This is a genomic window from Rhodanobacter sp. G2-10, from assembly GCF_055809185.1.
The window spans coordinates 3,468,232-3,494,360 of the sequence record NZ_CM147900.1 but is presented as its reverse complement, the minus strand read 5'-3'; the positions used below and the strand labels follow the sequence as shown (position 1 = coordinate 3,494,360).

The 26,129-nt window shown below is 66.6% G+C and carries 21 protein-coding genes; 17 read left to right on the top strand and 4 right to left on the bottom strand.

Annotated elements, in window-relative coordinates; all coding sequences use genetic code 11:
• Positions 1–60: 60 nt before the first annotated feature.
• The 13 genes from AC0L58_RS15680 (at position 61) to AC0L58_RS15620 (ending at position 10,334) form a co-directional block, all read left to right on the top strand.
• On the top strand, positions 61–606 hold the full coding sequence (locus tag AC0L58_RS15680; protein WP_473685042.1) for a DsrE family protein: 546 nt from the start codon (positions 61–63) through the stop codon (positions 604–606).
• A 25-nt stretch (positions 607–631) separates the two neighbouring features.
• Positions 632–1,582, top strand: coding sequence for a substrate-binding domain-containing protein (locus AC0L58_RS15675; protein ID WP_473685040.1), 951 nt, complete (start codon positions 632–634; stop codon positions 1,580–1,582).
• An 11-nt stretch (positions 1,583–1,593) separates the two neighbouring features.
• Complete coding sequence (locus AC0L58_RS15670) at positions 1,594–2,253, top strand: c-type cytochrome (RefSeq protein WP_473685038.1); 660 nt, start codon at positions 1,594–1,596, stop codon at positions 2,251–2,253.
• Positions 2,250–3,203 (top strand): c-type cytochrome, encoded by a 954-nt coding sequence (locus AC0L58_RS15665; RefSeq protein WP_473685036.1) that lies wholly within the window; start codon positions 2,250–2,252, stop codon positions 3,201–3,203. Before AC0L58_RS15670 ends, AC0L58_RS15665 begins: the two co-directional genes overlap by 4 nt.
• 369 nt (positions 3,204–3,572) lie before the next feature.
• Positions 3,573–3,947 carry a hypothetical protein gene (locus tag AC0L58_RS15660; protein ID WP_473685034.1) on the top strand — a complete coding sequence of 125 codons (375 nt, stop codon included), beginning with the start codon at positions 3,573–3,575 and terminating at the stop codon, positions 3,945–3,947.
• A gap of 353 nt (positions 3,948–4,300) precedes the next feature.
• The gene (locus tag AC0L58_RS15655; protein WP_473685032.1) at positions 4,301–4,723 is read left to right on the top strand and encodes a YeeE/YedE family protein; all 423 of its coding nucleotides are present in this window, start codon (positions 4,301–4,303) and stop codon (positions 4,721–4,723) included.
• Between the two features lies 1 nt (position 4,724).
• On the top strand, positions 4,725–5,147 hold the full coding sequence (locus AC0L58_RS15650) for a DUF6691 family protein (RefSeq protein WP_473685030.1): 423 nt from the start codon (positions 4,725–4,727) through the stop codon (positions 5,145–5,147).
• A gap of 103 nt (positions 5,148–5,250) precedes the next feature.
• Complete coding sequence (locus tag AC0L58_RS15645; protein WP_473685028.1) at positions 5,251–6,117, top strand: MBL fold metallo-hydrolase; 867 nt, start codon at positions 5,251–5,253, stop codon at positions 6,115–6,117.
• A 34-nt stretch (positions 6,118–6,151) separates the two neighbouring features.
• A complete protein-coding gene (locus tag AC0L58_RS15640; RefSeq protein ID WP_473685026.1) occupies positions 6,152–6,571 on the top strand; it encodes a protein tyrosine phosphatase family protein in 420 nt (139 codons plus the stop codon).
• The gene (locus AC0L58_RS15635; protein WP_473685024.1) at positions 6,571–6,921 is read left to right on the top strand and encodes an ArsR/SmtB family transcription factor; all 351 of its coding nucleotides are present in this window, start codon (positions 6,571–6,573) and stop codon (positions 6,919–6,921) included. Before AC0L58_RS15640 ends, AC0L58_RS15635 begins: the two co-directional genes overlap by 1 nt.
• Positions 6,922–6,945: 24 nt before the next feature.
• Positions 6,946–7,722 (top strand): sulfite exporter TauE/SafE family protein, encoded by a 777-nt coding sequence (locus AC0L58_RS15630; protein WP_473685022.1) that lies wholly within the window; start codon positions 6,946–6,948, stop codon positions 7,720–7,722.
• 50 nt (positions 7,723–7,772) lie between these two features.
• A complete protein-coding gene (locus AC0L58_RS15625) occupies positions 7,773–8,630 on the top strand; it encodes an EamA family transporter (protein ID WP_473685020.1) in 858 nt (285 codons plus the stop codon).
• Between the two features lie 99 nt (positions 8,631–8,729).
• On the top strand, positions 8,730–10,334 hold the full coding sequence (locus AC0L58_RS15620) for a S10 family peptidase (protein WP_473685018.1): 1,605 nt from the start codon (positions 8,730–8,732) through the stop codon (positions 10,332–10,334).
• A gap of 75 nt (positions 10,335–10,409) precedes the next feature.
• Here the strand turns inward: AC0L58_RS15620 and AC0L58_RS15615 are convergent, their stop codons facing one another.
• Together AC0L58_RS15615 and AC0L58_RS15610 are read right to left on the bottom strand one after the other, a co-directional pair.
• On the bottom strand, positions 10,410–11,465 hold the full coding sequence (locus AC0L58_RS15615; protein ID WP_473685016.1) for a LacI family DNA-binding transcriptional regulator: 1,056 nt from the start codon (positions 11,463–11,465) through the stop codon (positions 10,410–10,412).
• Positions 11,466–11,721: 256 nt separating this feature from the next.
• Positions 11,722–13,005: a sugar MFS transporter gene (locus AC0L58_RS15610; protein ID WP_473685014.1), complete on the bottom strand. Its 1,284-nt coding sequence runs from the start codon at positions 13,003–13,005 to the stop codon at positions 11,722–11,724.
• A 435-nt stretch (positions 13,006–13,440) separates the two neighbouring features.
• Here AC0L58_RS15610 and AC0L58_RS15605 point away from each other — a divergent pair, with 435 nt between their 5' ends.
• From AC0L58_RS15605 to AC0L58_RS15590, 4 genes are all read left to right on the top strand, one after another.
• Positions 13,441–14,559: a glucokinase gene (locus tag AC0L58_RS15605; RefSeq protein ID WP_473685012.1), complete on the top strand. Its 1,119-nt coding sequence runs from the start codon at positions 13,441–13,443 to the stop codon at positions 14,557–14,559.
• A 129-nt stretch (positions 14,560–14,688) separates the two neighbouring features.
• Positions 14,689–17,430 carry a TonB-dependent receptor gene (locus tag AC0L58_RS15600; protein WP_473685010.1) on the top strand — a complete coding sequence of 914 codons (2,742 nt, stop codon included), beginning with the start codon at positions 14,689–14,691 and terminating at the stop codon, positions 17,428–17,430.
• Positions 17,431–17,589: 159 nt separating this feature from the next.
• Complete coding sequence (locus AC0L58_RS15595; protein WP_473685008.1) at positions 17,590–19,902, top strand: beta-N-acetylhexosaminidase; 2,313 nt, start codon at positions 17,590–17,592, stop codon at positions 19,900–19,902.
• Positions 19,902–20,972 (top strand): acyltransferase family protein, encoded by a 1,071-nt coding sequence (locus tag AC0L58_RS15590; protein WP_473685006.1) that lies wholly within the window; start codon positions 19,902–19,904, stop codon positions 20,970–20,972. Before AC0L58_RS15595 ends, AC0L58_RS15590 begins: the two co-directional genes overlap by 1 nt.
• A gap of 544 nt (positions 20,973–21,516) precedes the next feature.
• Here the strand turns inward: AC0L58_RS15590 and AC0L58_RS15585 are convergent.
• Together AC0L58_RS15585 and AC0L58_RS15580 are read right to left on the bottom strand one after the other, a co-directional pair.
• Entirely contained in the window at positions 21,517–21,675 is a 159-nt protein-coding gene (locus AC0L58_RS15585) for a hypothetical protein (RefSeq protein ID WP_473685004.1), read from the bottom strand.
• 16 nt (positions 21,676–21,691) lie between these two features.
• Positions 21,692–26,044: a DEAD/DEAH box helicase gene (locus tag AC0L58_RS15580; protein WP_473685002.1), complete on the bottom strand. Its 4,353-nt coding sequence runs from the start codon at positions 26,042–26,044 to the stop codon at positions 21,692–21,694.
• Positions 26,045–26,129: the final 85 nt, after the last annotated feature.

The window sequence follows — 26,129 nt, the reverse complement described above, 5'->3', positions numbered from 1 at the left end:
GGAGCGGGCATAGCATGACCGGGCGCCATTCTGCGTTGCCGCCATTTCAGCGAGGTCGCCATGCTCCGTTCGCTCCTGCCCGTTCTGCTCGCGTTGGGCCTGTTCTCCACCGCTGCCTTCGCCGGTGACGGCTTCTGGCAGACGCCAACCATCCATGGCGCCGGCAAGATCCATCCCATGCCGCAGGCGGCCTACCAGCCCGATCCGCATGCCACCTACAAGGTGGTGTTCAGCCTCAGCCATTTCGGGGCCAAGCCCACCGAGGTCAGCTCGTCGCTGGAGCATGTGGCGCGCGCGGTGAATCTGTATGTCAACGCCGGCGTGCCGCTGTCGCACCTGAAGTTCGTGGCGATCGCCGCCGGCCCGGCCACGCCGATCGTGCTGAACGATGCCCAGTACCGCAAGAAGTACGGTGTGGCCAACCCGAACCTGCCGGTGATCGCCCAGCTGCGCAAGGCCGGTGTCGACGTGGCGGTCTGTGCCCAGGCGGTGGCCGAGCATCAGTTCCACTACGACTGGGTCGATTCGAGCGTGAAAGTGGCGCTGTCCGGGCTGACCACGGTGATCGACCTGCAGCAGCAGGGCTACGCGTTGTTGCCTCAGTAATTTCACGGAAACGGAGGAAGCCATCATGCGTCATTGGTTCCCGCGGCTGTTGCTGGCCGCCCTCTCATGCACGCTGGCCTTCGGTGCCAGTGCGGCCACCAAACCGGCGGCGGCCGCCCAGGATTTTCTGCCGCCGTGGAATCCGCCGCCGGCCGGCCTGCAGTTCAGCGTGCCGCCGGTGGACGCGATTGCCGACCTGCACGGTGACATCATCGATCCGCAGCTGGTGGTGTTCTTCGCCGGCAACCAGTTCATGGTGGTGCATGACCTGATGGCGGCGTTCAAGCAGGCGCACCCGCAATATCAGCGTGTCTTCGTCGAGACCTTGCCGCCGGGCATCCTGGCCAGGCAGATCGAAAGCGGCGCACTGGTGATGGGCAATATGCGCATCACGCTCAAGCCCGACATCTACACCGCCGGCAAGGGCGCCATCGCCGAGAACCAGAAGAAGCATGGCTGGTTTGCCGATACCTGGGACTACGCGCGCAATCCGCTGGCCATCCTGGTCGCCAAGGGCAACCCGAAGCACATCGAGGGCCTGAAGGACCTGGGCCGCGCCGACGTGCGCGTTAGCATGCCGAACCCGGCGTGGGAGGGCATCGCCCGGCAGATCGAGGCGAGCTATCGCAAGGCCGGCGGCGCGGCGCTGGACAAGACCATCATGCAGACCAAGGTCGAGGATGGCACGACCTTCCTCACCCACATCCATCATCGGCAGTCGCCGCTGCGCGTCCTGCAGGGCGAGTCGGACGCGGCGCCGGTGTGGTCGACCGAGGCGTACTTCCAGCAGCAGATCCTGCATCATCCGGTCGAGACGGTGGCGATCCCGGCCGCGCAGAACGCGGTGGCGACCTATACCGCCGCGCGCATGCGCAACGCACCGCACGAACAGGCGGCGAAGGATTTCATGACCTTCATGCAGAGTCCCGCCGCGCAGGCGGTCTACCGCAAGTACGGATTCCAGAGCGCCCACTGAAGGAGAGCGCCATGCGCCATCGCCTGCTCGTCCTCGCCGTGATTGTCCTGTCGGGCGCACCCCTGCTGGCCCAAGCGACCGACGCCGCCGCGATTGCCCGGCAGGGCAATGGCAAGGGCGCGGCGCCCTGCATCGCCTGCCACGGAGTCGATGGCGGTGGTCAGGCGGCGGCCGGCAATCCACGCCTGGCGGGTCTGGACGCCACCTACCTGCAGAAGCAGCTGGACGACTTTGCCAGCGGTGCGCGCGACAACGCGGTGATGAAGCCCACCGCCACCGCGCTGGACGAGGACGAGCGCCACGCGCTGGCGCTGTACTACAGCAAGTTGCCCTTGCCGCCGACTCTCGCCAAACCGGCAACGCCGGTGCCGGCCGCCGACAGCGTGGGCGCGCTGCTGGCCACGCGTGGCGACTGGAGCCGGAATGTGCCTGGTTGCGTGCAATGTCATGGCCCGGCCGGGGTCGGCGTCGGCGCCCACTTCCCGCCGCTGGCCGGCCAGCCGGCGGCGTACATCGTGGCGCAACTCAAGGCATGGCAGAACGGCACCCGGCACAATGATCCGCTGCAGCTGATGCAGCATCTGTCCAGCGCGCTCAGCACGCAGGAGATCGAGGCGGTGGCGGCATGGTTCGCGGCGCAACCTTTGCCCACTGCGGGAGACACGCCATGAGTTCGCGCGTATCGGCCATTCCCTTGGTGCTGGCGCTGGCTGCCCTCGGTGCCTGCAGTTCGAAGCCGCCCGCCGAAAGTGCGGCGAAAGCGCCGGCGAGCGCGGCAACGGTCGCGCCCGCGGCGGCGGCCAAACCGACCGAGGTCACGTTCACGCCGCCAGCCGAGTCGTCCATTCCCGCCGGCCCGCTTGGCGAGGTGATTCGTCAAGGCCGCGCCATCTTCACCGACACCCCGGCCCACGCCCGTGCCTATGTCGGCAACAGCCTGAGCTGCAGCAACTGCCACCTCGACGCCGGCCGCCGGGCCGACTCCGCGCCGCTGTGGGGCGCCTGGGGCGTGTATCCGCAATACCGCAAGAAGAACGGCCATGTGAACACCTTTGGCGAACGCCTGCAGGGCTGCTTCCGCTTCAGCATGAACGGCAAGGCACCGCCGCTGGACAGCCCCGAGATGGTGGCACTGCAAACCTATGCGTGGTGGATGGCCAGGGGTGCGCCGGTCGGGGTGAAACTGAAGGGCGCCGGCTATCCCAAGCAAGGCTTCAAGCCGCCGCAGCCGCCGGACTACGCGCGCGGCGAAAAGGTCTACGCGGCGAACTGCGCGCTGTGCCACGGCAGCGATGGTCAGGGCCAGCGGGCCGCCGGCCGGCAGGTGTTTCCGCCGCTGTGGGGGCCGCAGTCGTTCAACTGGGGCGCCGGCATGCATCAACTCGACAACGCCGCAGCCTTCATCAAGGCCAACATGCCGTTCAGTCGCGGCGACACGTTGAGCGACCAGAACGCATGGGACGTGGCGATGTTCATGAATTCGCACGAACGGCCGCAAGATCCGCGCTACAACGGTAACGTCGGCGAAACACGGAAGAAATACCACGATACGCCCATGTCCCTGTATGGCACCGAGGTTCGCGGACACGTGCTTGGAGCATCCGCCGCCGCCCTGCCCTGAGCGCGTTCCGACGGCTGCTTCCGCGCTGACTCTGGGCGTGGTCCGATGATCTTTCGCAGGCTCGCCGCGCTCGACGAGCCTGGCGCGGGCCGCGTCGTGCAGGTCACGCGGCCCTGGACTTCGTTGCGCGTCGTGGCGCGGCGCCGACACCGATGCTTCAGATCTGCCGCCATCGGCCGATAGCCTGATCAGGCCTGCCGGATCATCGGAGGTCCGAGAGGCACGGATGCGGTTTCGTGCGGCGATCCTCCGCAAGGCAGATTCGCCAGCAGTCTTCAGCGCGCCATGACCGCATGGGCGCGGGCTGCGCATCTTCGAACAGGAGGCATCCCGAACTGCAGCGAGTGAATGCGGAACGGTGTGAAAGCAATGATGAGTTACCGAGCCAACCCGAACAAGCCAACCCACGTCGTCGATTGGAACGATCCCCAGTTGCAGTCCCTGTTGGGCAAGATCGAAGGTTGGAACCTGGACAACCGCGAGGTTCACCCGCGGCAGGATGTGCTGATCCAGGTCGGCTGGCGTGCCGGCGGCGAGAAGAGTGCGGCGCTGGTGTGGAAGCACGAGCGAGCCATGGTGCTGGAGGCCGACTTCTCGATTCCCGTCGGCGAACATGTACGCGTGAACATCCTGCTCGGGAACAGTACACGCAGTGTGTGGGCTGTGGTTGTCGACGCGCGCAATGGCCTGCGCGCCGCAGATCGAGACACCGGGCTGCGCGTCTATTGGCTGCAAGAGACATGACGGTGGACTCCATGGCCTGCGCCAGGCCGACCGTCGACCTTTGAAGGCTGAGGCGATCTGCTGCCCTCCGGTGGTTTCGTGTGGCAACGAGCAGCGGCAGGTCGGGATGCGGCAGCGCGAAAGTCGCTGCCACCTGCGACTCGAATAATCCGGAGGCCCGCGTATTTCGTTTGGCGCTGTAGCGCTGCGCTTCTTCGCAACGACGAGGCGGGGAACCGCGGCGTGGCGGCGAGCCGGGCTTCACCGCTCTTCGCGGAAGATGCGTCCAGTCTGCCTCGCTTGCCATTGCGGACCCTTGCGGCGTTGTCCGATTCGTCTTATATTCGTGACTGCGAATATATGAATGGATGACCATGCATCCCTGGTTGCTCGCAAGTCTTGGTGGCGTTCTGATCGGCGCTGCCGCCGTGCTGTTGATGGGTGCTCTGGGCCGCATCGCTGGCATCAGTGGCATTGCCGGTGGCCTGATCCGGCGTGGCACGGCCGATCGACGCTGGCGCTTGGCATTCGTGCTGGGCTTGCTGGCCGCCCCGCTGTTGCTGTGGCTATTGCATGGCGACAGCGGCATTGGTGCGCCCCGGGTGGGCCTGGTGTGGATGGCCCTGGCCGGCCTGCTGGTCGGTTTCGGCACCGGTATCGGCAGCGGCTGCACCAGCGGTCACGGCGTGTGCGGTATCGCGCGGCTGTCGCCACGATCCCTGCTGGCTACGGCGGTATTCATGGGCTTTGGCATCGCCACGGTGTATGTGGTGCGCCATGTGTTGGGAGGCTTGTGAGATGAAAAGCTTGCTCGCGCTGATTTCGGGCCTGCTGTTCGGTGCCGGGCTCAGTCTCGGTGGCATGACCAAGCCGGCGGTGGTGCTAGGTTTCCTCGACGTATTCGGCCAGTGGAATCCGCAGCTGGTGTTCGTGATGGCAGGTGCCGTGATCACCACCGCCCTCGGTTACCGCCTAGTGCTGCGGCGGTCGCACCCATGGTTGGCCGACCAGTTCCAGTTGCCCCGATCGCGGCGCGTCGACCTGCGCCTGCTCGGCGGTGCGGCCGTATTCGGCACAGGCTGGGGTATCGCCGGCTACTGCCCGAGTCCGGCACTGGCGTCACTCGGCGGCGCCATGCCGTCGCTGCTGGTGCTGGTCGGGTGCATGGGGGTTGGCTGGTGGCTGGCTTCGCGCGTGCCTGCCCCGAAGAGCAACGTGTAGCCTCTTGCAGGAGCGCACCCTGTGCGCGAATGCTTCTGGCACGTCATCGAAGAGCTCGCGTGCAGGGTGAGCTCCTGCAGGTTCACGGTGTGAGGAAACCTTCATGCAACGTCCCGAAGTCAAAGCCTTCTTCCATGAGTCGAGCAACACGTTCAGCTACGTGGTCTGGGATCCGGCCACGCTCGATGCGGCGGTGATCGATGCGGTGCTCGACTACGAACCGGCGGCCGGGCGCACCGGTCATCATTCGGCCGACAAGATCGTCGGCTTCGTGGAAGCCCAAGGATTGACCGTTGCGTGGGTGATCGACACCCATGTGCACGCCGATCATCTGTCGGCCGCGCCTTATGTGCAGTTTCGGCTGGGTGGCAAGCTGGCGATCGGCGAGCATATCCGCGCGGTGCAGCAGACGTTCGGCGCACTGTTCAATGCCGGTGGCAGCTTCGCCCGTGACGGCAGCCAGTTCGATCATCTGTTCGTTGACGGCGAGCGCTACCGGCTGGGTACGATGGAGGCGACTGCCATCCACACACCCGGCCACACGCCGGCTTGCATGACGCACGTCATCGGTGATGCGGCCTTCGTCGGCGATACCTTGTTCATGCCCGACTACGGCACCGCACGCTGCGATTTTCCCGGTGGCGATGCCGCCACCTTGTACGCGTCGATCCAGAAGATCTTCGCGCTTCCCGATGCCACGCGGATTTTCCTCTGCCACGATTACAAGGCGCCGGGGCGCGACCAGCTGGCCAACGAGACCACGGTTGCGGCGGAGCGTGCCGGCAACATCCACGTGCGCGACGGCATCAGTGCCGCGGAGTTCGTCACCATGCGCACGGCGCGCGATGCCACGCTGAAGATGCCGCAGTTGATCCTGCCCGCCGTGCAGGTGAACATGCGTGCCGGTCAGTTGCCCCCCGCCGAAGACAACGGCACGCGCTATCTGAAAATTCCGCTGGATGCGCTCTGAGCGCACGCAGTACTTCACCCTGCACGGAGACGCCATGCAAGTTCACCAGCTCACGGACCAGTTCAGCGTCGCCGCGCAGATCAGCGTCGACGATATCGCCGCGATCGCCGCCCAGGGCTTTCGCAGCATCGTCAACAATCGTCCGGACGACGAAGCGCCGGGGCAGCCAGCCAATGCCGAGCTCGAAGCGGCGGCAAGGCAGGCCGGTCTGCAGTGGCGACACATCCCGGTGGTGTCGGGGAAGATCAACGAGGCCCAGGCGCGCGACTTCGCCGCGGCGCTCAAGCAGTTGCCCGGTCCGGTGCTGGCCTTCTGCCGCAGCGGCACGCGCTGCAGCGTGCTGTGGGTGATGCAGGCCGAAGGCAAGGCCGACGACATCCTCGCCACCACCCAGGCTGCGGGTTACGACATGTCGATGTTGCGGCCCTGGCTGGAAATGACTGGCCGCGGCTGATGGACGCCCTGGCCAAGCGCAAGCCCCGCACGCGCCAGGCGGCCTCGCCGACCGCGCGGGCGCAGCTGCACCGGCATGCCGACGACGCGATCGCGGTGCTGAAGGCACTGGCCAGCCGCAACCGCCTGCTGTTGCTGTGCGAGCTGGTGCCAGGCGAGCGTTCGGTGGGCGAACTGGCGCAGGCGCTGGGTCTGGCCCAGGCCACCGTGTCGCAGCATCTGTCGCTGTTGCGGCGGGACGGGGTGGTAAGCGGCCGACGCGAGGGGCAAACCATCCATTACCGCATCAGCGACGCACGCGTCCAGGCGTTGATGGCCACGCTGTTCCAGCAGTTCTGCGTCGATGACTGAGCGCGCCTCCACCCGGGAATTCCGATGACGCATCTGTTGACCTTGCAGGCCCTGCTCGCCGTCGTGTGCGGCTCGGCGGTGGGATTTTCGCTGGCCCTGATCGGCGGTGGCGGTTCGATCCTGGCCGTGCCGCTGCTGCTCTACGTGGTCGGCGTGCACGATCCGCACATGGCGATCGGCACCAGTGCACTGGTGGTGTCGTTCAACGCCTTCGCCAATCTGATTCCGCACGCGCGCGCCGGGCACGTGCGCTGGAAAGTGGCGTTCACCTTCGCCGCCGCCGGCGTGGTCGGCGCCTTCGTCGGCTCCAGCATCGGCAAGGCGATCAACGGCCACCACCTGCTGGTGCTGTTCGCCTTGCTGATGCTGGTGGTGGCCGGATTCATGCTGCGCGGGCGGCGTGGCCAGGCCGATCGCTACCCCTTGCCCGGGATGTATCCGCGCCTCGGTGTGGTGGGGCTGGGCACCGGCAGCCTGGCCGGGTTCTTCGGTATCGGCGGCGGCTTCCTGATCGTACCCGGGCTGATGTTCGCCAGCGGGATGGAGATCATCCACGCCATCGGCACCTCGCTGTTTGCGGTCGGCGCATTCGGACTGACGGCTGCCACCAACTATGCGGTGTCCGGCCTGGTCGACTGGCCGGTGGCAGCCGAGTTCATCGCCGGCGGCATCGTCGGCGGCTGGCTGGGCGCGATGGGGGCGAAACGGTTGGCGAAGACGCGCGGCGCGCTGAACCTGATCTTCGCACTGGCGATCATCGCGGTGGCGATCCTGATGCTGGTGAAGAGTCTGGGAGCCTGACCCGACGCGGCTTGCGTCACAATGCCGGCTTCGCGTGATCGGAGTGCCGGATGATTTTCGTGTGGTTGAGCGTGCTGTGCAGCGTGCTTGTATCGGTGCTGCTGAAGCTGGCGCGCCGTTTCCAGATCGATGTCGGTCAGGCGATCGGCTGGAACTACGTGGTGACCAGCATGCTCACGGCGTGGTTGCTGCAGCCCGGTTTGAGCACCTTGCGCGGCCCCGGCGTGCCGTGGCTGGCGCTGGTGGCGCTGGGCATCCTGCTGCCGACGATCTTCCTGGCGCTGGCGGCGGCGGTGCGACACGCCGGCATCGTGCGCAGCGACGCGGCGCAGCGTTTGTCCTTGCTGCTGTCGCTGCTGGCGGCCTTCGTGCTCTTCGGTGAGCACCTCACCGCGGTCAAGCTCGGCGGTATCGCGCTGGGCCTGCTGGCCTTGCTGTGCATGGTCTGGCGCAGCGGCCATGCAGTCGCTGCATCGGGTGTTGCCGGCTGGTTCTACCCCTTGCTGGTGTTCGTCGGCTTCGGCGTCATCGATATCCTGTTCAAGCGCGTGGCGATGGCCGGCATTCCGCTGGGGGATTCACTGCAGGCGATGTTCGCGCTGGCCCTGCTGGTCGCCCTGGCGATGCAGCTGTGGCGACGCTTGCGCCATGGCGTCCGCTTCACCGTGCGCAGCGCGCTGGCCGGTCTGCTACTGGGCGCCGCCAACTTCGGCAATATCCTGTTCTACCTGCGCGGCCATCGCGCGCTCCCGCAACATCCGGCGCTGGTGTTTGCCAGCATGAACATCGGCGTGGTCGCGCTGGGCGCGGTGGTTGGGCTGCTGCTGTTCCGCGAGCGGCTCAGCCGGCTCAACCTGGGCGGCGTGCTGCTGGCGGTGGCGGCGATCGCGGTGATCGCCTGGCCCTGAGGCGTGGCCATCACCCCGCGTGGCTGTGACTTCTGGGCGATGAGTGCGCCAGGGCATCGGCCTATGCTGGGATTTGATCACCCCCGCCCAGGATGCCCCATGCGCAACCTTCCCCTCGTCGCGGCGCTGGCCGCGCTGCTGCTCAGTCCCCTCGCACTTGCTGGTACGCCCAACAAGGCCGACAAGACCGCTCCGCCGAAGCCGGATGCAGCGTTGGTCCAACCGCAGTCCTCGACCAGCGAGGGGTCGGTGACGGTGGAGGGCAAGCGCGTCGACTACAAGGCGGTGGCCGGCACCCTGGTGCTGCATGGCAGCGGCGACAAGGAGAACGAGCCCGAGATCAGCATGTTCTACGTCGCCTATTTCAAGAAGGGCGTGGACGCGAGCAAGCGCCCGATCACCTTCATCTACAACGGCGGTCCCGGCTCGGCAACGGTATGGCTGCACATGGGCGCGTTCGGTCCCAGGCGGGTAGTGACGGCCGATGACTCGCATACGCCAGCGGCGCCCTACCAGCTGATCAACAACGATTACAGCCTGCTCGATGCTTCCGACGTGGTGTTCATCGACGCCCCAGGCGCCGGCTTCAGCCGGCTGATCGCCAACGACGCCGACAAGGACAAGCGCGCCGAGCAGATGAAGGAGCGCAAGAAAAAGGTCTACAGCGTGGACGGCGACGGCCACGCGTTCGCCCAGTTCATCACCCGGTTCATGTCGAAGTACGGACGCTGGAATTCGCCGAAATACCTGTTCGGCGAAAGCTACGGCACCACGCGTTCGGCGGTGGTGGCGAACATCCTGGAGAACGAGGACAGCGTCGATCTCAACGGCGTGATCCTGCTTTCGCAGATCCTGAACTTCGACACCAGCATCGACGGGCCGGAGTTCAACCCGGGTATCGACCTGCCCTACGAACTCGGCTTGCCGACCTATGCCGCCACCGCGTTCTACCATCACAAGCTGCCGCAGCAGCCGGCCGCGCTGGAGCCGTTCCTGAAGGAAGTGGAGCAGTACGCGCTGGGCCCGTATGCGCAGGCGCTGTTGGCTGGCTCACGCCTGGGCGATGCGCAGAAGCAGGCCGTGGCCGAGAAGTTGCACCAGTACACCGGCCTGCCCGTGGCCTACCTGGTGAAGGCCAACCTGCGTGTCAGCGGCGGCATGTTCGAACACGAGCTGCTGGGCCAGGGTGACGAGACCACCGGGCGGCTGGACACGCGCTTCTCCGGGCCATCGATCGATCCGATGGGCAAGAGCTCCGAGTACGACCCGCAATCCTCGGCGATCAGCTCGGCCTACGTGGCGGCTTTCAACGACTATGTGCGACGCGATCTGAAGTTCGGCGAAAACCGGCACTACCGGCTGTTCGCCGACATCGATCACTGGGATTTCTCGCACAAGGCGCCGGGCGTGCAGGGGGAGGCGCTGCAGTCCTCGACCAACGTGATGCCGGACCTGGCGACGGCAATGAAGACCAACCCCAAGCTCAAGGTCTACGTCAACGGCGGTTACTACGATCTGGCCACGCCGTACTTCGCGGCCGACTACGAGGATCATCACCTGCCGATCCCGGCCAGCCTCGAAGGCAACATCAGCTACTCGTGGTATCCGTCCGGGCACATGGTGTATGCGCATGAGCCGTCGTTGAAGTTGCTGCACGATAACGTCGTTCGGTTCATCGAGCAGACGGACAATCTGGGCGGTTGAACTCCGGGCGCGCGTGAGGGGCGGCGGGCAGTGCCCGCCCTACGCGTCAGCTTCGTGCGTCAATGCAAGCTGCGATCAAGAGGTGCTTTTTGGCTTGCGTGTCTGCCTCGGCGCGGTAGAGCCGCGCACGACCAGTTCCGGGCTGAAACCCTCGTTGCCTTCGTGTGGCGGTTCGCCGTTGGCGGCGCGCTGCAGGTCGCCGATCAGGCGTTGTGCGGCGTGGCGGGCGATCTGCTCGGTGGCCTGGCGGGCGGTGGTCAGTGCCGGCCATGACTGCTTGGAGAACGGGCTGTCCTCGAAACCGGCGATCGAGAGCTCGTAGGGCACGTTGATGCCGTCCGAATGCGCTGCCGCCAGCACACCGGCGGCGATCTCGTCGTTGGACCCGAAGATCCCGGTGGGACGATCCTTCAGTGCCAGCAGTTTGCGCGCGCCACGGAAGCCGTCGTCGAAGGTGTAGTCACCGTCCAGGATCAGCTTGCGGTCGAGGGTGATGCCGTAATCCTTCAGCGCATCCTCGTAGCCCTGATAGCGCTCCTGGCTGGAGCGGTGCTGGCGCCCGCCCCACAGAAAGCCGATGCGCTGGTGACCGAGCTGGATCAGGTGCTCGGTGATCGCGTAGGCGGCATCACGATCGTCCACGAATACGCAGGGATAGCCATCCTTTGGATCCTTGCGTGCCGAGATCAGGCGGATGAACGGAACTTTCGCTTCGGCCAGGGTCCGGATCAGCTCGGGTTGTTCCGACATCGGCGGGGCCAGCACCAGGCCGGCCAGGTGCGAACGGCGCACCAGTGCGCACAGCTCGTCGGCGAGTTTCGGCGACGAGGAATCGCAGGGATGGATCTGCAGGCCGAAGCCGCTGGAGCGGCACACCGACAACACCCCATGCTGCAGGTTGATGACGTAGTGCGCGTTGGGGTTGTCGTAGACCAGGCCGATCGCATAGGCCCGCATGCTGCGCAGGCTGCGGGCGGAGGGATCGGGCTGGTAACCGAGCGCGTCGATCTCGCGCTGCACCTTTTCGCGCGTGCGTGCGTGCACCGACGGCTCGTTGTTGATTACCCGCGACACCGTTTTCAGCGAGACGCCAGCCCGCTCTGCGACATCCTTGATGGTGGCACTGCGCACCCGTTTGAACCTCACGCGTCGTGGTGAATATCGCCGAGCAGGAGTGCCCGGCGCCGTGCGCATCCTAGCAGCCTGCCGGACCTGGATGGTCGAGGCGAGCATTCGGCTGCGCGAGGACAGAGGCCTGGCCCGTCGCCGGTCCATGCGTGTTCCGCGGCCCGGGAATCAGCGGGGATACGGACCACACAGGCGGAATCGCAGCCCGGCCCGGCCAGGTCCGGCAGGCTGTCATGCATGCAAGGGAAAACGCGCCGAATCAGCCGCGCGCTTGTCCTACCCGGTGGCCGACCAGACCGTAATACAGGATATACAGGTAGCAAGGCGCCATCACGCACAGGAACGCCAGCTGGAAGTCGATGTGCTCCTTCAGGTGCACGAACACCTGCGGTACCAGCGCGCCGCCCACGATGCCCATGATCAGCAGCGCCGACGCGGCCTCGGTATGTCGGCCCAGGCCCTTGATCGCCAGCGGGAAGATGGCCGGCCACATCATTGCGTTGGCAAAGCCGAGCGCCCCGACGAAGGCCACCGACGTGTAGTCGCGAGTCACATAGGCGCCGACCGCGAAGGCGATGCCCAGCACGGCGGACACCGCCAGATAGCGCTGCTGCGACACGAAGCGGGGAATCACCAGCAGGCCCACGATGTAGCCGGCCAGCATGCCCAGCATGGTGTAGGAGGTGAAGTGCTTGGTGGCGTTCAGCGGCAGGCCGAAGCCCTGGCCGTAGATGCCGATCGCGTCGCCCGCCATCACCTCCACGCCCACGTACAGGAACAGGCACAACACACCGAGCCACAAATGCGGAAAGCGGAAGATGCTGCTTTCGCCGTGGCCGATGGCCTTCTCGTCATTGGCACCGGCGGGCTTGATCTCCGGCAGCGACGAGCGCACCACCCAGATCGCCAGCAGCACCAGCAACCCCGCCATCACCATGTATGGCCAGTACACGCGGGCGGCGAAACTGTTGAGCAGGATGTCGCGTGCCGCCTCGCTGGGCGCCGCCTTCACCTGGTCGGCAAGCGAGTCGATGCCGTTCAGCACCAGCGCACCAAAGACGATCGGTGCCAGCGCGCCGGCCACCTTGTTGCAGATGCCCATGAACGCGATGCGCTGCGCTGCGCTGTCGATCGGGCCGAGGATGCTGATGTAGGGGTTCGATGCCGTCTGCAGCAGCGACAGTCCGGCACCGATCACGAACAGGCCCACCAGCGCACCGTGATAGATGCGGATGTTGATGAATTCGCCGAACACCACCGCGCCGATGGCCATCACGAACAGGCCCAGGGCCATGCCCTTCTTCATGCCGGTACGGCGCAGCACCACTGAAGAGGGCAACGCCAGGCAGAAGTACGAAAGATAGAACGCCACCGGTATCAGGAACGCGCTGACGTCGTCGAGATTGAAGGCGAGCTTGACGAAGATCGTCAGCGGGCCGTTGAGCCAGGTGACGAAACCGAAGATGAAAAACAGGACGCCGATGATGAGCATCGGTCCGAGATAGCTGCGCTGGGACGGCGTTGCCGCCAGTGTGGTGCTCATGGACTTGATTCTCCCCGGGGCGGTCGCATCCGCCCCGGTCGAATCACCGGAACAGGCACGAATGTCCCCTTATTCCGCAAAAGGTGCAACGTTGTCAATCATTGACCTGTCGGGTCGGTCCGCCGGCCGCCGCCATCGTCGGCGGGAGCAGCGGTTATGGCGCGGGTTTGCGGCAACGCACTAAGTCCGCCGCAGACGACAAATTTGGCACAAGGTCCCGAATAAATAGCCTGGAAGCCATTCGATGACGTGCACACACTACCTCCGGGCGCAATCCTGTTGCGTTGCCGCATCGAAACTTCCGGAATTTGCGTTTGTAACGGTTGACAACGTTGTCATCTTGATTACAGACTCGCTCCGCATCAGGCCAATGCACCGATGCCGGCGAGTTGTCGTCAAGCCAGCCGGACCGCGCCGATCACGGGAGATCACGCAGTGGGGGAAGTCGCCAACCATCGTCATCCACACGCGCCGTCGACAGCGGCGCATGTCGATGTGCTGTCGACCGCAGGCTCGTCGGCCGCCTCGGTGCGCGATCCGCAGCAGCCGTTTCTTGCGGCCGACGTGGGCGGCACGCATGCGCGCATCGGTCTGGTCATCGGGCAGACTGACGGGCGGCGGCCGGTCAACGTGCTGCATTACCACCGCTACGGTTGCGCCGACTGGAGCAGCCTCACCGCGATGCTGCAGGATTTCGTGGGGCAACTGGCACACACGCCGCATGCCGCCGCCGCAGCCGGCATCCGCGACTGTGCGGTGGCCTGCGCCGGCTATGTGCTGGACGACGCCATCGTCAACGAGAACCTGCCCTGGCCAGTGTCCATTCGCGCCATCCGTGAGGGTCTGGCTATCGAGCGACTGGCGGTGATCAACGATTTCGAGGCGGTGGCTTATGCCGCCCAATTCATCGATGTCGCGGAGACGCGCCCGATCATCGAGGCGTCACTTCCACAGACCAGCGGCCCCAGGTTGGTGATGGGTCCGGGAACGGGACTGGGTTCGGCGGTGCTGCTGCCGGGTCATCCACGCGCCCAGGTGCTGGCCACCGAGGCGGGACAGATTTCGCTGGCGCCGGGCAACGAGCGCGAGATCGAAGTGCTGCGCCTGCTCGGACGCGAGCGGCCGTATGTGTCGGTCGAGGACGCCTTGTCCGGGCCGGGTCTGCTCAAGCTGTACCGCGCGTTGTGCGAATTGCACGGCACCAGCCCGCGCTGGCTGACGCCGGCCGAGGTCACCGCCGCGGCGATGGCCGGCCAGGGCCCGGCCGCGGTCGAGACGCTCGAAGTGTTCTGCGGCCTGCTGGGCAGTTTCGTCGGCGACCTGGCCATGCTCTACGGCGCCAGCGGCGGTGTCTATCTCGCCGGCGGCATCCTGCCGCAGATCCAGCCTTTCCTGCTCGGCAGCACGTTTGCCGAGCGCTATTTCAACAAGGGCGTGATGCGCGCCTGGTTGCAACAGGTTCCGGTTCGACTGATCGAACACGGCCAGCTCGGTGTGATTGGCGCCGCAGGCTGGTTTCTGGATGAGGAGCGCGAGAAGGAGCAAGGAGCATGAGATGAGCCCGATCCGTCACACGGCGCCAAGCCCACTGCAGCAACAGACGTGAATCCACCTGACCATCACCAGCCATGACCGCCGACACGTCGGTCCTGATTCGAGCCAGCCTCTGAGGGGAGGAACACCATGAACTATCGCAAGACATTGCTCGCCGCCAGCATCATCACCAGCCTGTGCGTCTCCGGTGCGTTGTATGCGCAGGACAGTGTGCAGCCTGCCGATGGCGCCAACGCCAACCAGCCGCAGAAGTCCCAGGTCAAGCAGCTGGCCACCGTCACCGTCACCGGTATCCGCGACAGCGAGGCCGAGTCGCTGGCGCTGAAGAAGGCCGCCGATGCGCACGTCGAGGTCGTCACCGCCGAAGACATCGGCAAGCTGCCGGCCAAGAACGTGGCCGATACCTTGCAGCGCCTGCCTGGCGTCAGCGTGGGCACCTCCAGCGCCGGCGAAGGTGGCTTCGACGAGAACGACCGGGTCAGCCTGCGCGGCACCGCACCCAGCATGACCCAGACCCTGGTCGACGGGCACAACATCGGCACCGGCGACTGGTTCGTGCTGAATCAGACCGCCACCGTCGGCCGCAGCGTGAGCTACAGCCTGCTGCCGGCCGAAATCGTCAGTGAAGTGGTGGTGCACAAGACCTCCGAAGCGCGTCTGGTCGAAGGCGGCGCCGCGGGCACGGTCAACATCGTCACGCGCAAACCGCTGCAGTTCGCCAAGCCGGTAACCGTGCAGGCATCGGTGGGCGGCGTGTATTCCGACCTGCCCAGTACCACCAAGCCGCAATTCAGCGGCCTGTTCAACTGGAAGAACGACGCCGGCACCTTCGGTGTGATGGCGCAGGCGTTCTACGAAGAGCGCAGCCTGCAGCGCAACGGCCAGGAAGTGCTCGGCCTCGAGCAGCTCAAGTCCACCGACGCCATCGTCGCCGCCCATCCGGACCTCGATGGCGTCTACTTTCCGAGCCTGATCGGCAACGTGCTGTTCACCCAGAAGCGCAAGCGCACCGGCGGTTCGGTCGACGTGCAGTTCAAGCCAACCGACGACGTGACGGTGAACTTGAACGGCTTCTACAGCAAGCTCAAGGCCAACAACTTCAACCGCAACTACATGATGTGGGCCACCCACTTCGTGCACGGTGCGAGCAATCTCAACCCGGGCTACACGATCAGCAACAACACGCTGACCAATGCCTCGTTTGCCGCCGTTCCCGGCGACGTGACCAACTACGGCATCTACGACCAGATCTCGCGCGAAGCCTCTGCGTCGACCAGGTTTTTCACCGCCGACGTCGACTGGCGCGCCAGCGACCGGCTGAGCTTCTCCGGCCAGCTCGGCACCACCAAGGGCACCGGCTCCAGCCCGAAGCAGGACGTGCTGGAACTGAACACTGCACCGGGCACCGGCGCCTCGTGGGACTTCCGTGGCACCGGCAAGCCGGTCAACTGGGCGCTCGGGCCCGACAACAGCACGCCGGCGGCTTCGGGGGTCAGTGCCAACTGGATCTTCGGCGAGGGCGGCATCAACGTCCAGGACAAGGAGAAGTGGGGCAAGATCGATGGCGAACTGGATTTCGACGACAGCACGCTGGCCTCGCTGCAGTTCGGCGTGCGCTACGCCGACCACACCCGCCAAAACCCCTATGCATTCGCGCAGGGCCCCAACAGCGGCGACTGGAGCAACCCGGCCAACTTCCCGGCCGCCGCGGGCCACTATCCGGGTGATTTCGGCAGCTCGCTCGGCGGCTCGTTCCCGGTCAACGTCTGGTACTACTCGCAGGCCGGGCTGGCCGCGTACGACTCCCAGTACGCCAACCGCGGGCCGGAGCGGCTGTATCCGAACGACATCTACAAGGTCCACGAGAAGGACGGCGCGCTCTACCTGCAGGCCAACTTCATCGGCGATCGCTGGAGCGGCAACGTGGGCGTGCGCTATGTCCACACCAAGCAGGCGGTGAACTACACCAGCACTTCGCCGCAGGAAAACGAGGTGGAAGGTCCGATCCTCGGCTCGGCGTTCTTCCCGGCCGGCTACTACTGGAACACCAACAACGCCAGCTACAGCAAGGCCTTGCCCAGCGCCAACCTGAAGTTCAACCTGACCGACAACCTGCTGACGCGCGTGGCAGTCTCGCAGACGCTGACCCGACCGGATTATTCGGCGCTGGCCGGCACCGTGTCGCTCGATGACACCGGCCACACCGGCACGGGTGGCAACCCCAATCTGAAGCCGCTCATCTCGACCAATTTCGACGCGGACCTGGAGTGGTACTTCGTCCCGCGCGGTCTGCTGTCGGCCGGCGTGTACCAGATGTCGCTGCAGAACTACGTGACCTTCAGTTCCGAGTCGCGCCTGTACAAGGACATGCCGGCAAGCACCGCGGCCGGGCATGACGTCTACTCGGCCTACCAGGTGAACATCCCCAGCAACGTCGACGGCAAGGTGCGCGGCGTGGAGCTGAACTACCAGCAGCCGATCGGCGACAACTTCGGCGTCGCGCTCAACTACACCTACGCCACCGGCAACGCCGACAACGGGCAGGACCTGCAGGGCACCTCGAAGAACACCGCCAACGCTTCGGCCTTCTTCGAAAACGACAAGTTCAACGCGCGCGTGAGCTACACCTACCGCTCGTCGTACTTCGCCGGACCGGATCGTGGTGGCTTCTTCTACATGCAGGGCACCGGTTACCTGTCGGCGTCGCTCGGTTACAGCGTCAACGACTGGATGTCGGTGTCGCTGGATGGCCTGAACCTCAACAGCCCCAAGCTGCGTTACTACGTCAAGGGTGACGGCTATGGCATCCAGCCGCGTTCGACCTACATCAATGGTCGCCAGTACTACCTGAGCCTGCGTTTCAAGTTCTGAGCAATACCGAATGACCGTGCCAGAGCGCACGGTGACGCGCCAGGGATGGCGCTCCCGACACACTCCCCTCCCGGGCCCGACCCAAGTTTCCGGGCCCGCTTTTTTTAACGCCGCCTGATCGCCCATGACATCATGCGACGCTGGCACCGGAGAATGCCGATGATCCGCCGAGGCTTGTTGACGCTGTGCTGTCTGCTCGCGACGCTTGTGCTGCTGCCCGTGCATGCAGCCGTGCCGTCGCCGTCGCTGATTCCGCAGCCCGCGCAGCTCACGCCGGGAAGCGGTGCATTCCGGGTCGACGCGCACACCGCGATCGTGGTCGCCGATCATGATCCGGCCACGCTGCGCACGGCGCATTGGCTGGCCGAACTGCTGGGCCGCACGCGCGGACTGCATCTGCAGGTGCGACAGGGGGGCAACGAAACCGATGCCATCACCTTGCGGCGTGATCCGTCCGTGGCCGCCGATCACGACGAAGCATATGCGCTGGACGTCACTCCGGACGGCATGCACATCCGTGCCTCGGGCGATGCCGGCCTGTTCCACGGCGCGGTCACCGCGTGGCAACTGCTCACACCCGATGCGCAACGCGGCGCGGTGGACGTGCCGGCGCTGCAAATCCGCGACCAGCCGCGTTTTGCCTGGCGCGGCCTGATGCTCGATTCCACGCGGCACTTCCAGAGCGTGGCCGAGATCGAGGCGCTGCTCGACCAGATGGCGCAGCACAAGCTCAACACCTTCCACTGGCATCTCACCGACGACCAGGGCTGGCGCATCCAGATCAAGCGCTACCCCAAACTCACCGCGATCGGGGCCTGGCGCACGCCGCCCGACGCCGGCCATGACGGCGAACCGGCGCGCTACGGTGGCTTCTATACCCAAGAGCAGATCCGCCAGGTGGTGGCCTACGCCGCGGCGCGCTACATCACCGTGGTGCCGGAGATCGACATGCCCGGCCACGCCCAGGCGGCGGTGGCGTCGTACCCGCAACTTGGCGTCACCGCCAAGCGGCCCAAGGTGTCGGTCGACTGGGGCGTCAATCCGTATCTGTACAACGTCGACGATGCCACCTTCAGCTTCATCGACCACGTGCTCGACGAAGTGATGGCGCTGTTCCCGTCGAAGTACATCCACGTCGGCGGCGACGAGGCGATCAAGGATCAGTGGCAGGCCTCGCCTGCGGTGCAGGCAAAGATGCATGCGCTCGGCCTGAAGGACGAAAACGCGTTGCAGGGCTGGTTCATTGCGCGCATCGGCGCTTATCTGCAAAAGCACGGTCGCCGCCTGGTCGGCTGGGACGAGATCCTCGAAGGCGGCAAGCTGCCCGCCGATGCCACCGTGATGTCATGGCGCGGCACCAAGGGTGCCATCACCGCGGCGAAGTCGGGCCACGACGTGGTGCTGTCGCCCGCGCCGCAGCTCTACTTCGACCAGCTGCAAAGCACCAACCTCGATGAAACCGCCGGTCGCATCCCGGCGCAGGATCTGGCCAGCGTCTATGCCTTCGAGCCGGTGCCGAAGGAGCTGGATGCGGCGCAAGCCGAGCACGTGCTGGGCGCCCAGGCCAACGTGTGGACCGAGCACATGCCGAGCATGAAACATGTCCAGCACGCGGTATTTCCGCGCCTGGCCGCGTTGAGCGAAGTGGACTGGTCACCGGCTTCGACACGCGACTGGAAAGGTTTTCTGGCGCGGCTGCCGGCGCAGTTTGCCCGCTACCGCGCGCAAGGTATCGATTACGCCGACAGCGCCTTCGCGCCGCAGATCTCGGTGGATCGTGATGCGGTGCTGCGCGGCGGTCCGGTACGAGTGACGCTCTCCGACCAGGTCGATGCAGGTGCCATCCACTACACACTCGATGGCAGCGTACCGACGCGCACTTCGCCCCGATATCAGGCACCGTTCACCGTGAGGCTGCCGACCACCGTGCGCGCGCTGACCGTGGCGGACGATGGCAGCGAACTGGCCGCGCCCCGCCAGCGCGTGCTGGATCGGGCCAGCCTGCTCAGCGTGGACGGCAACGCCATGCCGAATTGCCCGGGCAGCGATTTCCGCCTGCGCGTGCAGCCGATGCCGGACGCCACCTCGCTGGCGCCGGTGTACAGCATCAACGTGTTCGACAGCTGCCAGCTGTACCCGGTCACGCCGCTGCAGGGCGTGCGCAAGATCGAGGTCGACGCGGTGCGGCTGGAGCGCAACTACGCGCTGGCGCATGATCAGAAACTGGTGGTCTCGCGCCCGCACCGCACGCGGTTCGGCGAACTGGTGGTGCATCGGGACACCTGCGACGGACCGCAGCTGGCCAGCATGCCCTTGCCCGATCCGGCGCACAGTGCGCGTCGCTTCAAGCTGAGCGCGGCGCTGCCGGCGCAACAGGGCGGACACGCGCTGTGCCTGATCTATACCGCACCGATCGACGGCCCGCTGTATGCGCTGTCGCGCGTGAGCCTGATCCCGGCGGATACGGAGTGATGGCGGCGCCCGCGGGGCGCCTGCGCTCGCTGGATGCGCTGCGCGGCTGCACGGTGGCGGCGATGTTGCTTGTCAACGACCCGGGCGACTGGGGTCACGTGTACTGGCCGCTGGATCACGCCGCATGGAACGGCAGCACGCCGACTGACCTGATCTTCCCGTTTTTCCTGTTCGTCGTCGGCGTCTCGGTGGCGTTGGCGATCCTGCCACGGCTGGAACGCGGCAGTGCCAGCGCCGGATTGACCCGCGCCGCGATGTGGCGGGCCGCACGCATCGTGCTGCTGGGCCTGGCCATCAACGCGCTGGCGGCGTGGCTGCTGCCGGGCCGCGACATGCGCATCCCCGGCGTGCTGCAGCGCATCGGCGTGTGCTTCGCCGCGGTGGCGCTGTTCGCCATCCACACCCGTCCGCGCACGCAGTGGAGCGTGATCGCGCTGCTGCTGCTGGGCTATTGGGGACTGCTCGAACTCGGCGGCTCGCTGGCGCCGTGGAGCAACATCGTCAGCCGCACCGACAGCGCGCTGTTCGGCCACTACGTGTGGTCGATCGATCCGGTCAGCGGGCGCGGCCACGATCCGGAAGGCTTGCTCAGCACGCTGCCGGCGCTGGCCACCACCCTGCTCGGGCTGCGCGCCGGTTGCTGGCTGCGGAGGGAACGGCTCAAGGCCTTGCTGGTCGGCGGTCTGCTGTCGCTGGGACTCGGCGCACTGTGGTCGCTGTGGCTGCCGTTCAACAAGAATCTGTGGACACCCTCGTTCGCCCTGTGGACCGCCGGCTGGGCCACGCTGGCGCTGCTGGCCTTCCATTGGCTGGTCGAGCGGCGCGGCTGGCCGCCGCTGGGACGCCGTTTCGGCGTCAACGCCATCGCCGCCTATGCTGGCTCGGAGATCATGCAGATCGTGTTGCCCGGGCTGGGGCAGGCCACCTGGTATCGCAGCTTGTTTGCGGACTGGATGACACCGCGCTTCGGTCCGTACGTGTCGTCGCTGGCTTATGCGGTGGTGTTCGTCGCGTTCTGGTGGCTCGTTGTCTACGTCATGGACCGGCGCCAATGCTACGTCAAACTGTAGGGTGGGCTCTGCCCGCCGTGTCTGGAGCTTCGGAGTCTTTCGCAGGTCGCGGCGGGCAGAGCCCGCCCTACGCGAGGGGCAGGCCGCTGGCTTATGCGGTGGTGTTCGTCGCGTTCTGGTGGGGCGCTGTCTACGTCATGGACCGGCGCCAATGCTACGTCAAACTGTAGGGTAGGCTCTGCCCGCCGTGTCTGGAGCTTCGGGGTCTTTCGCAGGTCGCGGCGGGCAGAGGCCGCCCTACGCGAGGGGCAGGCCGCTGGCTTATGCGGTGGTGTTCGTCGCGTTCTGGTGGCTCGTTGTCTACGCCATGGACCGCCGCCAATGCGACGTCAAGTTGTAGGGCGGGCTCTGCCCGCCGTGTCTGGAGCTTCTGAGTCTTTCGCAGGTTGCGGCGGGCAGAGCCCGCCCTACGCGAGAGGCAGGCCGCTGGCTTTTGCGGTGGTGTTCGTTGCGTTCTGGTGGGGCGTCATCTAGGCCATGGACCGCCGACAATGCGACGTCAAATTGTAGGGCAGGGCCCGCCCTACGCGCGTGGGTCGTATCGCTAGCGACGCTGGCGCATGGCGCGGATCACCAGACCCATCAACACCAAGCCACAGAGGACGCCGATGCCGGCGCCCCACAAGGCGCCGACGTTGCCGGCGACCAGATAGCCGAGGCCGGCGCCCAGCGGAAACAGCAACAACACGGGCAGACATCCCATCGTGTTCGTCCTTCGGTCAGTGCAGGGGTGTCGCCGGAGTCGTCTGGCGCGATGGGTGACGCAGCACCGCTTGCTTGGCAATCTGCCATTCCGCTGCCGGCAACTCGATCAGTGGCGTGGTCTTGCCGCCGATCAGCGCGGCGATCGGTATGCCGTCGCGATACAACACGCGCGAACCGGCCAGCGCCGGCACCTTGTCGCCGACCAGCACGGTGCCGACCAGGTTCAGCGGATCGCAGCCACTGATGCAGACCAGCTCGCCGTCATCCGCGCGCGAGCGCACGGTGCGCAGTGGCGCGATCGCCTCGGGCAAGGCGAACTGCTCACCGACCAGGCCCTCCACGAATCGCCCGCCGCGGATCTCGCCGCGCGCCTCCAGCCAGCGATACACCCGCAGCAGCTCGCGCCACGGCGGCAGCCACGGCGCCTCGCGTTCGAGCAGCTTCCAGAACACCACGCCGTAGCGGCGCAGCAGGCTGCGGGCGATGTGTTCGACCTGCTCGGGCTGGGGCATCCGGGCAGGGGTCGGGGCATGGCTGATGCGCGCGAGCGCCCAGCGTCCTGCGTCCTCGATGCCACTGAGCTGATGCCGCCGCAGCCGTCGATGCCGACCGGTATCGCGCCTGGCGGCCGGAAGCAGCAGGGCGCGCAGGCCAGCGAAGCTGTCCGCGCTGATCCGTCCGGCCGCGACCAGTTCGCCCAGTGCGTCCTCCAGTTCGGTGCGCAGCAGGCGGGTGAGCGACAGCAACTCGTCGAAGAACAGTGCGCCGTGTTCGCGTAACGCATCGACGACGGCCTGCGCGCGCGAGGAGATCAGGTTCTCCTGCACCTGGCCGTTCTCCGCTGTAGCCGTCCAGACGGCCATACTGCGACGCGGCAACAACACGATCGGCGTGCTGCGCACCGGTCCGCCGCCACCACCGGTGCCGCTGCGCAGTCGGCTCCAGCCGATGCGGCCGGCACGGCACAGATCGTCGAGCCAGCTGATCGAATAGTCATCGATGCGCGCGGGCAGGATCTCCGCCTCCCATGCGCCGGCGGCCGCCTCGAAGCCTTCGAGCTGGGCCAGCGTGGTGGCGAGCGCATCGGGTCCGCGCAATCGGGTGGCGGCAGACAGGTGCTGCCAGTCGAACAGGAAGCGCATCAGCTGACGCCGGCTGACCGGTTCGATCTCCCGGCGCAGGCGGCCGATGGTATAGCGGTGGATGCGCGCCAGCAGATGGCGCTCGCACCACTGGGTGTCATCGGCGTCAGGGCTGAAGCGCCCCTGCATGACATAGCCTTCGGACTGCAGCTGCAGCAGCGCCTGATCGATCTCCCCGGTGGCCACCGCAAGCATGTTTGCCAGGGTCGGCGACGTGACCGGGCCGAGTCCGCCGAGTCGGTGGCGCACCAGTTCCAGCAGCGCGGTTTCGCGAGTCCAGGTTTGTGCCGCGTATTCCGCAGGAACACTGATCGCCGGCTGCATGGCGGCGTCGGGGTGCACGGCCTGCCACAGCGGCAGCAATTCGGCCGCGCTCCAGAGAGCATCGTGCGCTCCTCCAGTGAGTTGCGTCGCGCGGCTTGACCGGGCCAGTTTCGCCAGCTGTTCGGGCCAACCGGCGTTGGCTTCCGCCTCGTCACTGCCGATGCCGCCCAGCAGCATCAGTGCCTCGTGCATTTCGTCGGCGTCGCGCACTTGCGGCCAGGCCTCGTCGCGCACGGCAGTGATCGCGGCGGGATCGAGGCGGCCGAGGTCGTCGGCAGACCCGGCGTCGCTCCAGCGGCGGGTCTGCACGGCCTGGGTGCGGCGCTCCTCCAGCGGCGCATCGTCGAGGAAGGCGTAGGGCGCCGCGTTCAGCACCTCGCAGGCGAGCGGGCTGGGCGCCGTGAGGTCGCGCGCCACGATCGCGATGTCGCCGGCCTCGAGCTGGCGCAGGATCGCCAGCAGGCCATCCACGTCCATCGCCTCGCGCAGGCAGTCGTGCATGGTCTGCTTGACCAGCGGATGATCGGGCACCTCGCGTTCGCCCACGATGTTTTCCAGGCAGGCCACCTGGTCGGGGAAGACCGCGGCGAGCAGGTCCTCGCTCTTCATGCGCTGCAGCGGCGGCGGGGTCCTCTTGCCGCCGGTGAAGCGCGGCAACGCCAATGCGGTGACCGCATTCCAGCGCCAGCGCGCGGGGAACAGCGGCGCGTCGAGCAAGGCTTGCACCAGTACATGTTCGGCGCTGTTGGAATGCAGGTAATGGGCGACCTCTTCCAGCGGGAAGCTGTGGCTGGTCGACAGCGACAGCACGATCGCGTCCTCGGTCGCCGCCGCCTGCAGCTCGAAGTTGAACTGGCGGCAGAAGCGCTTGCGCAGCGCCAGCCCCCACGCGCGATTGATGCGGCTGCCCCACGGCGTGTGGATTACCAGCTGGGTGCCGCCGGATTCGTCGAAGAAGCGCTCGAGCACCAGCGTGCGCTGGCTCGGCAGCACGCCGAGCGCCGCCCTGGTGCGGGCCAGGTAGTCAACCAGCTGGCTACCGGCGGCCTCGTCCAGGCCGAGCTTGTCGGTCAGCCATGCCTGCGCCGCCGCAGGGCCACCGCCATCCAGGCAGGCGGAAATCTCCTCGCGCAAACGCGAAACGCCCAAGGACAGCTCAATGCTGCGTCCCGGCGCCTCGCCCAGCCAGAACGGGATGCTCGGTGGCGCGCCGCGGGCATCCTCCACCCGCAATCGGTCGCGCTCGACGCGCTGGATGCGGTAGCTGGCATTGCCGAGCTGGAAGATGTCACCGGCCATGCTCTCGACTGCGAAATCCTCGTTCACCGTGCCGACGATGATCGCCTGCGGCTCCAGCACCACCTTGTAGTCGGCGGTGTCGGGAATGGTGCCGCCCGAGGTCAGTGCGGTCAGCCGCGCGCTGCGTCGCGCGCGCAGCTCGCCGTGCACCGCATCGCGATGCAGGTACGCCGAGCGCTGTCCGTTGCGGGTACTGAAGCCGTCGGCCAGCATCCGCACCACGGCGTCGAAATCCGAGCGGCCCAGAGCGCGATACGGATGTGCTCGACGCACCAGGTCGTACAGCGCGTCCTCGCGCCACGGCTGGCAGGCCACCTCGGCCACGATCTGTTGCGCCAATACGTCCAGCGGCTGCGGCGGCATGATCAGCGCATCCAGCTCGCCGCGGCGCACGCAGTCGAGCAGGGCGGTGCATTCGACCAGGTCGTCTCGCGTGGCGGGGAACAGCCGTGCCTTCGGCGTGCCGTCGATGCTGTGGCCGGAGCGCCCGGCGCGTTGCAGGAACGCAGCGATCGAGCGTGGCGAACCCAGCTGGCAGACCAGGTCGACGTCGCCGATGTCGATGCCCAGCTCCAGTGAGGCGGTGGCCACCAGCACCGCCAGCCCGCCACGCTTCAGTCGCTGCTCGGCGTCCAGCCGCAGTTCCTTCGACAGGCTGCCGTGGTGGGCGGCGACCGCTTCCTTGCCCAGCCGCTCGGAGAGGTGGCGTGCGGCACGCTCGGCCATGCGCCGCGTGTTGACGAACACGAGCGTGGTGCGATGCGCCTGCACCAACTGGGCGAGGCGGTTGTAGACCAGCTCCCAGCTGTCGTTGGACATCACCGCTTCCAGCGGCACCGGGGGCACTTCGAGGGCGAGGTCGCGTGGACGGGTATGGCCCACGTCGATGACGGTCGCGCGGCTCCCTTCCCTGCGAGCAGGGGGCGGGGAAGGAGCGCCGACCAGGAAGTCGGCGATCATTTCCATGGGTTTCTGCGTCGCCGACAGGCCTATCCGCAACAACCGCCGCTGGCACAGCGACTCCAGTCGTTCCAGCGACAGCGCCAGGTGCGAACCGCGCTTGCTGCCGGCGATCGCATGGATCTCGTCCACGATCACCGTGCGCGTATCCGCCAGCATCGCCCGGCCGGAGACCGATCCCAGCAGTACGTACAGCGATTCCGGCGTGGTCACCAGGATGTGCGGCGGCAGCTTGCGCAGCAGGCTGCGCTCTGCCTGCGGTGTGTCGCCGGTGCGCACGGCGGTGCGGATCACCACATCGGGCAGGCTGAGCTGTTCCAGTTCGGCGCGGATGCCTTCCAGCGGCGCTTCCAGGTTGACATGGATGTCGTTGGACAGCGCCTTCAGCGGTGACACGTAGACCACGCTGGTGGCGTCGGGCAGCGCGCCGCCATGGGCCACGCCCTCGCGCACCAGCGCGTCGATGGCGGCAAGAAAGCCGGTCAGCGTCTTGCCCGAGCCGGTGGGCGCGGCGACGAGGGTGTGCCGCCCGGCCCGGATCGATGGCCAAGCCGCCGCCTGCGCTGCGGTAGGCGTGTTGAAGCGCCGGCGGAACCAGTTCGCCAGGGCCGGATGGAACGCGTCGAGTGGGTCGGAAGCCATGTGCATCGGTGGGGGTCGCGCGACCCCGATGGAACAGGCGTCCGATCATAACTGGCGCGAGTCGCACCGGGAGAGATTGGCGCTG

Bases quoted from the DNA above. Each gene is read 5' to 3' on its own strand.
- AC0L58_RS15600 (WP_473685010.1), top strand. From the start codon at position 14,689: ATGAACTATCGCAAGACATTGCTCGCCGCCAGCATCATCACCAGCCTG.
- AC0L58_RS15630 (WP_473685022.1), top strand. From the start codon at position 6,946: ATGACGCATCTGTTGACCTTGCAGGCCCTGCTCGCCGTCGTGTGCGGC.
- AC0L58_RS15590 (WP_473685006.1), top strand. From the start codon at position 19,902: ATGGCGGCGCCCGCGGGGCGCCTGCGCTCGCTGGATGCGCTGCGCGGC.
- AC0L58_RS15635 (WP_473685024.1), top strand. From the start codon at position 6,571: ATGGACGCCCTGGCCAAGCGCAAGCCCCGCACGCGCCAGGCGGCCTCG.
- AC0L58_RS15675 (WP_473685040.1), top strand. From the start codon at position 632: ATGCGTCATTGGTTCCCGCGGCTGTTGCTGGCCGCCCTCTCATGCACG.
- AC0L58_RS15655 (WP_473685032.1), top strand. From the start codon at position 4,301: ATGCATCCCTGGTTGCTCGCAAGTCTTGGTGGCGTTCTGATCGGCGCT.
- AC0L58_RS15625 (WP_473685020.1), top strand. From the start codon at position 7,773: ATGATTTTCGTGTGGTTGAGCGTGCTGTGCAGCGTGCTTGTATCGGTG.
- AC0L58_RS15645 (WP_473685028.1), top strand. From the start codon at position 5,251: ATGCAACGTCCCGAAGTCAAAGCCTTCTTCCATGAGTCGAGCAACACG.
- AC0L58_RS15665 (WP_473685036.1), top strand. From the start codon at position 2,250: ATGAGTTCGCGCGTATCGGCCATTCCCTTGGTGCTGGCGCTGGCTGCC.
- AC0L58_RS15585 (WP_473685004.1), bottom strand. From the start codon at position 21,675: ATGGGATGTCTGCCCGTGTTGTTGCTGTTTCCGCTGGGCGCCGGCCTC.
- AC0L58_RS15580 (WP_473685002.1), bottom strand. From the start codon at position 26,044: ATGGCTTCCGACCCACTCGACGCGTTCCATCCGGCCCTGGCGAACTGG.
- AC0L58_RS15680 (WP_473685042.1), top strand. From the start codon at position 61: ATGCTCCGTTCGCTCCTGCCCGTTCTGCTCGCGTTGGGCCTGTTCTCC.
- AC0L58_RS15640 (WP_473685026.1), top strand. From the start codon at position 6,152: ATGCAAGTTCACCAGCTCACGGACCAGTTCAGCGTCGCCGCGCAGATC.
- AC0L58_RS15650 (WP_473685030.1), top strand. From the start codon at position 4,725: ATGAAAAGCTTGCTCGCGCTGATTTCGGGCCTGCTGTTCGGTGCCGGG.
- AC0L58_RS15660 (WP_473685034.1), top strand. From the start codon at position 3,573: ATGATGAGTTACCGAGCCAACCCGAACAAGCCAACCCACGTCGTCGAT.
- AC0L58_RS15670 (WP_473685038.1), top strand. From the start codon at position 1,594: ATGCGCCATCGCCTGCTCGTCCTCGCCGTGATTGTCCTGTCGGGCGCA.
- AC0L58_RS15595 (WP_473685008.1), top strand. From the start codon at position 17,590: ATGATCCGCCGAGGCTTGTTGACGCTGTGCTGTCTGCTCGCGACGCTT.
- AC0L58_RS15610 (WP_473685014.1), bottom strand. From the start codon at position 13,005: ATGAGCACCACACTGGCGGCAACGCCGTCCCAGCGCAGCTATCTCGGA.
- AC0L58_RS15620 (WP_473685018.1), top strand. From the start codon at position 8,730: ATGCGCAACCTTCCCCTCGTCGCGGCGCTGGCCGCGCTGCTGCTCAGT.